This window comes from Microcella sp. (genome assembly GCF_033763155.1).
GTDB lineage: Bacteria > Actinomycetota > Actinomycetes > Actinomycetales > Microbacteriaceae > Microcella.
Map to the genome: position 1 here is coordinate 1 of NZ_JANRKZ010000074.1, position 6,363 is coordinate 6,363.

The window sequence follows — 6,363 nt, forward strand, 5'->3', positions numbered from 1 at the left end:
CTTCGCTTTCGGTGGGCCAGTCGAGTTGGAGTGGGTGCGTCATCAACTCTCGGTGGCGCTCCCGAATTGTGTGCGTCGCTGGGGTGCCGAGCTCGAGATCTCTGACTTCAACGCCGCCATGAACGCGTCGATCTACCCGACTCCGACCGGCAATTCTCTCCTTCCGGTTCAGAGCGTGTGGCTCGCCGCGACGCTCCGTAACGCCGACGTCGCAACGGCGCGCCAGATTCGCGCGACGTGCCCTGATCCAGGCCGGACGCTTGCCCAACTCGGACCCCCAGAGATACGCCCATGACGCGATCGGCAACCGCCTGCACAGCACTCGTGCTCGTGAGCCTTGTTCTTTCGGCATGCGCGCGTGAGCCGGCGACGATCATCACTCTCGACGAGGTCGCGAGCGAAAGGCTCGCGGCACTCGACGCGGCAGAACGAGCAGCGTTTGACGACTTTGTTGAGCAATCGCATGACCGCCTTGTGCAGTTCGGAATTCCCGAGCCGCGTTTCGGCGGGCTCGTCTCGCTCGATGAGCTCGACGCGCGCGTGACCGAGTGCATCGTGGCTCTCAACCCTCGATTGCAGGTCGCTCGTCGTGACGCGGGTTTCACGGTGACCTACTTCGGCACGGTGGGTGACACGTATGACCGCATCAGGTGGACGATCGAGAGTTGCAACGCCCAGTACGGCGTGGCCGATCTGACTGCCACCACGGTCATCGGATCCGTCGAATCGGCCTGGCGCTACCAAGACGCCACGCATCGCGTCGTTCCCTGCCTGCGGGGATTGGGTGTTTCGGTACCCACGGCGCCGAGCGCGCTCGAGTTCGCGCGTCACGTCGGTACCGCGCGCGAGTTCAACCCCTTTACCTTTGCCATCGCTGACCCGGTCTCACTGGCGCGCGCCGTCGCCGTGTGCCCGCCGAGCGACGCCGTCATCGATTCCTACATCGCGGGTCTCTCCGGCGACCTGATCGCCAGCACATTCTCCCCGCGGGAGGTGCCATGACGGCCCCCGATGCTCGGCCGTCGCACGTGGTCGTCCGTGGCCGTGCGGGTCGATGGATGCACGGCCTCGTGATTGCGGCCGCGGTCGTCGTGTCGGGCTCGTGGGGGCTGCTCTCTGACGTCGTTGGCTCGGGCATCCCGACCATCGTGGTCAGCCTGATCGTGCTCGCGGCCTTTGGGGTACTTGCCCTCTGTGTCGCGACGGTGACGACGCGCTGGAGAACGTCGCTGCGCTTCGACGGGGTGGCGCTCGTGGTGCGTGATCCCCAGGGTGCGCGAGTGGTGCCGCTTCGCGACGGCCTGGCGTTGGGTCGTTGGCCCGATAGTCGGCAGCGGCCGGTCAACTGGATTCTCGATGGCGGCCGCCCGCTCGCATCCCTCAGTCCTGATCTCGACCCCGTGCGCCTCGAGGCCTTCGCGCACAGTGTGGGACTGCCCGTGGTCGATCTCGACGGCGCGCCGGGTTCGCCGGGTGCACTAGGTCGCGACACGCCGGGCTGATACCCTGATGACGGCGCGTTTCCTCGCGCTATTCAAGTGAATACCGCACGGAGCAGGCCGGCTCGAAGCTGGTCACCGGTGGTGATCTCCCGAATCGACGCGACGTCGTCGTCGATGCGGTGGATGTCTACTGTTGGCCAGAGCAGACCCGGCGGCATATCGCCGACGTCCCTTCCTGCCCGCTCCTGCTTCGCGCGCTGCGCTGCGCATCCATTCGGGATGCCCAGCGCTGAGATGTGTGAACACAGACGTGTAAGGAGACAGACCTCGTGGAAGGTCCTGAAATCAAGTTTGCCGAGACGGTTCTCGACAACGGCAAGTACGGCAAGCGCACTATCCGATTCGAGACCGGTCGTCTCGCTCAGCAGGCGCAGGGCGCCGTTGCTGCCTACCTCGACGAAGAGACGATGCTGCTGAGCGCCACGAGCGCCAGCAAGCAGCCGCGTGACGGCTTCGACTTCTTCCCGCTGACGGTCGACGTTGAAGAACGTTCCTACGCCGCCGGCAAGATCCCCGGCTCGTTCTTCCGTCGCGAGGGTCGCCCCTCGACCGAGGCCATCTTGGTCTGCCGCCTCATTGACCGTCCGCTGCGCCCGACCTTCATTGAGGGCCTGCGCAACGAGGTTCAGATCGTCATCACGGTGCTCAGCATCGCGCCGGATGAGTTCTACGACGCTCTCGCCATCAACGCGGCAAGCGCGTCGACCCAGATCTCGGGCCTTCCGTTCAGTGGCCCGATCGCTTCGGTGCGACTCGCCCTCATGCCCGACAACAACGGCGGTGGCCAGTGGGTCGCCTTCCCGAAGCACAGCCAGCTTGCTGACGCCGTCTTCGACATCATCGTTGCGGGTCGCGTGATCACCAACGCCGACGGCAGTGAAGATGTGGCCATCACGATGGTTGAAGCCGAGGCCACCGAAGGCAGCTGGACCTTGATTCAGGGCGGCGCCGTGAAGCCGAGCGAAGAGATCGTGGCGCAGGGTCTCGAGGCCTCGAAGCCCTTCATCATGCAGCTCGCCAAGGCCCAGCTCGAGCTCGCCGCGCAGTCCGCCAAAGAAATCCAGGACTACCCGGTCTTCGTCAACTACAGCAGCGAGCTCTACGCCGCGGTCGACGCCGTCGCTCACGACGAACTCGCTCGCGTCTACCAAATCGCCGACAAGGTCGAGCGCCAGACGGCAGACGACGCACTCAAGGCAACGACGAAAGAGGCCATCGCCGCCAAGGTTGCGGCGGGCGAGCTGCCCGACGAGGCCCTCGCGCAATTCGGTGCGGCCTACAAGTCGGTGTCGAAGACGATCATGCGCCAGCGCGTGCTGAAAGAGGGCATTCGCATCGACGGCCGTGGCCTTGCCGACATCCGGGCGCTCGACGCTGAAGTGCAGGTCATTCCGCGCGTGCACGGTTCGGCCATCTTCCAGCGCGGCGAGACGCAGATTCTCGGCGTCACGACGCTCAACATGCTCAAGATGGAACAGCAGATCGACTCGCTCAACCCCGTCACGAGCAAGCGGTACCTGCACCACTACAACTTCCCGCCCTACTCGACGGGTGAGACCGGCCGTGTCGGCAGCCCCAAGCGTCGCGAGATCGGGCACGGCTTCCTCGCCGAGCGCGCTCTCGTGCCGGTGCTGCCGAGCCGCGAAGAGTTCCCCTACGCCATCCGCCAGGTCTCCGAGGCACTGAGCTCGAACGGCTCGACCTCGATGGGTTCGGTCTGTGCCTCGACTCTGTCGTTGCTCAACGCCGGCGTGCCGCTGCGTGCCCCTGTTGCGGGCATCGCGATGGGTCTCATCAGTGACGTGGTGGATGGTGAGACCCGCTACGCGGCTCTCACGGACATCCTCGGCGCCGAAGACGCACTCGGCGACATGGACTTCAAGGTCGCCGGCACGAGTGAGTTCGTCACGGCCATCCAGCTCGACACCAAGCTTGACGGTATTCCGTCGTCGGTGCTGCAGCAGGCTCTCGGCCAGGCGAAAGACGCGCGCATGGCGATTCTCGCGGTCATGAACCAGGCGATCGACGCGCCCGACGAGATGGCCCCCACGGCCCCGCGCGTCATCAGTGTGCAGATTCCTGTCGACAAGATCGGTGAGCTGATCGGCCCGAAGGGCAAGACGATCAACGCCATTCAAGACGAGACCGGCGCGCAGATCTCGATCGAAGAAGACGGCACGGTCTACATCGGCGCCGTCGACGGTGCGTCGGCCGAGGCGGCTCGCCTGCAGGTCAACGCGATCGCCAACCCGATCAACCCCGAGGTGGGAGAGCAGTACCTGGGCACGGTTGTGAAGCTTGCGGCCTTTGGCGCCTTCGTCTCGCTCATGCCGGGCAGAGACGGACTGCTGCACATCAGCGAGGTGCGCAAGCTCGCGGGTGGCAAGCGTGTCGACAACGTCGAAGACGTGCTCTCGGTGGGTCAGAAGATCCTCGTCGAGATCACGAAGACCGACGACCGCGGCAAGCTCTCGCTGTCGCCGGTGCTCGCCGAGGGCGAGGGCGGCGACGCCTCTGCTGAGGGTGAAGACGCCTAACGATCGGTTAGTGACGCACGACCAACGGATGCCCGTCCTCCTCACGGAGGGCGGGCATCTGTCGTTGTCGGCGTCATTGCGAGGTTCGAGGGCTCGTGGGCGATGATGGAATCTCGGCTTACCAGCGAATCTCCAGACGAAACCCAGCTAATTTTTGCGCACTATGCGGCTGACACCGGGGGAGGGGCGTACAGTCGGGCTCAATTCGAGTGAGCCGGGTCCCGATCCCCTCCCCGCAAGAAGAGCATCTATGCACTTCACACACCCCCCGTTGTCACAGCACGTTTGTGCTGACCTGACACGATTCGAAGGAGAATTGTGGACTTCCAAATCGTCCAAGCGTTTTTCATGCTCGGCTTCGTCGCTATGGCGGCAGGCACCTTGTGGTTCTATCTCGAGCGCAATGACCTGAAGCCCGAGCTGCGCTCGGTGGCGACGTACGCCGCGGTCATTACGTTCGTTGCCGCGATCATGTACTACGTCATGAAAGACATCGTGCAGTTCCCCGGCGGCGCCATCGGCACCGCCGAGGTCGAGGCCACGCTGCCCATTCGCTACATCGACTGGCTCATCACGACGCCGCTGTTGCTCGTTGAGTTTGCGCTCATCGTCGCCATTGCCGGCGCCATGAAGAAGGGTCTGCTGACGAAGCTCATCGTTGCCGACATCGCGATGATCGTCTTCGGATACCTCGGCGAGATCGGCACCCCCGGTTCGGTCACGAACTACCTGTTCTTCATCTTGTCGTCGCTCGCGTGGCTCTACATCGTCTACGTGGTCTACACGGTGAACGTTTCTGACGGTCCCGCCCACGTGCAGCGTGCGGTCAAGACCATGAAGTGGTTCGTCATCGCGGGCTGGGCGATCTACCCCATCGGAACGGCAACGCAAGAGCTCATCGAGCTCAACGCGGGTGACGCTGCTCTCGCTATCGGCATCGCGGCGATCATTTACGTCATCGCCGACGTGCTCAACAAGGTGGGCTTCGGCATCATCGCTGTTCGCGCTGCCAAGCAGAGCTAACGACTGCTCGCACCGCACCGGCGCGGTCGTACCCCTCGGGGTGCGGCCGCGCCGTTGCGTTTTGCCCCACTGCTCGCGCGACACGGCCCGATAACAATGGCGTGCCGAAACCCGCTCGCGCGCTCGTCGAGCAGTACTGTCAGCCCAACGATTCGGCCCCGTGCCGATTGATGCGAGAGAGACTCCGGCCCGTGAACGACACCGCGCAGCGAAGCGATACGGCGACGATCACGGCGCCTGTCACGCTCCCTCGTCGTATCGGCCCGAGCGAGCTCCGCGTATTCCCGATCGCTCTGAGCGGCACCGTCTTTGGGTGGACGGCCGACGGGCCGACGACCACGAGCATCCTTGATCGCTTCATCGACCTCGGCGGTACGTTCATCGACACGGCCGACTCGTACGCAGGCGGTCGAAGCGAGATCATGATCGGCAATTGGATGCACGAGCGCCGCAACCGCGACTCTCTCACGATTGCCACCAAAGTCGGCAAGAGTGCCGACAACCCTGGTCTCTCCGCCCCTGCCATTCGCGCCGCGGTTGAAGCGTCTCTGCGGCGCTTGCGCGTGGAGTGCATTGACCTGCTCTTCTTGCACATTGATGACCCGAGCGTTCCGTTTGAGGAAACTCTGCTTGCGGTGGACGAGCTCATTCGTGCTGGACTCGTGCGGTATTTCGGCGGCAGCGACCATACGGGTGAGCGGCTGTTCGAAGCACGCATCGCATCGGGGCAACTGGGCGTGGCCCACATGGTCGCGCTACAAAAGCACTACAACCTGGTGCACCGTGAAGAATACGAGGGTGATCTCGCTCGCGTATCGGGGCAACTCGATCTCGCCGTTTTGCCGCGATTCGCGCTTGCCGCCGGTTTCTTGACCGGCAAGTATCGCTCGCGCGCCGACCTCGAACGCGAGCGCCGGGGCGCCGAGGCGTCGCGCTATCTCAACCGCCGCGGTCTGCGAATTCTGGCGGCTCTCGATCGCGTAGCCGCAGAGACGGACTCGAGTGTGGCAACCGTCGCGTTGTCGTGGCTCTTGAGCAGACCGCACGTGGTGGCTCCCGTGGTGTCGGTCAGTTCCCCGGCTCAACTCGCCGTTGCCATGGCGGCTCCGCATACGCCGCTGAGCCGCCACCACCTGACCGAGCTTGATCGAGTGAGCGAGGCCTAGCTGTAACGACCCGGGACGTTGTGAACGTGTGAAGTAGCGAAGACCTCCGGAACGATGTGGGTATCTGACAACTCGCATCGAGACCGGAGGTCTTCGTGGTTCACGCTAATGCCGATCTGACACCGAAAGGGCGTC

At 64.2% G+C, this 6,363-nt stretch carries 6 protein-coding genes; all 6 read left to right on the forward strand.

Features of this window, described 5'->3' with window-relative positions; translation table 11 throughout:
• Positions 1-295, forward strand: a 295-nt coding sequence (locus SFU54_RS03260; protein ID WP_319014883.1) for a hypothetical protein, incomplete at its 5' end; no start/stop codon positions are given.
• Positions 292-1,002, forward strand: a complete 711-nt coding sequence (locus SFU54_RS03265) for a hypothetical protein (protein WP_319014884.1) — start codon at positions 292-294, stop codon at positions 1,000-1,002. The genes SFU54_RS03260 and SFU54_RS03265, both read left to right, overlap by 4 nt.
• Positions 999-1,502, forward strand: coding sequence for a hypothetical protein (locus SFU54_RS03270; protein ID WP_319014885.1), 504 nt, complete (start codon positions 999-1,001; stop codon positions 1,500-1,502). Before SFU54_RS03265 ends, SFU54_RS03270 begins: the two co-directional genes overlap by 4 nt.
• A gap of 269 nt (positions 1,503-1,771) precedes the next feature.
• The gene (locus tag SFU54_RS03275; RefSeq protein ID WP_319014886.1) at positions 1,772-4,039 is read left to right on the forward strand and encodes a polyribonucleotide nucleotidyltransferase; all 2,268 of its coding nucleotides are present in this window, start codon (positions 1,772-1,774) and stop codon (positions 4,037-4,039) included.
• 318 nt (positions 4,040-4,357) lie between these two features.
• On the forward strand, positions 4,358-5,062 hold the full coding sequence (locus SFU54_RS03280) for a bacteriorhodopsin (RefSeq protein WP_319014887.1): 705 nt from the start codon (positions 4,358-4,360) through the stop codon (positions 5,060-5,062).
• A gap of 191 nt (positions 5,063-5,253) precedes the next feature.
• Entirely contained in the window at positions 5,254-6,228 is a 975-nt protein-coding gene (locus SFU54_RS03285) for an aldo/keto reductase (protein ID WP_319014888.1), read from the forward strand.
• Positions 6,229-6,363: the final 135 nt, after the last annotated feature.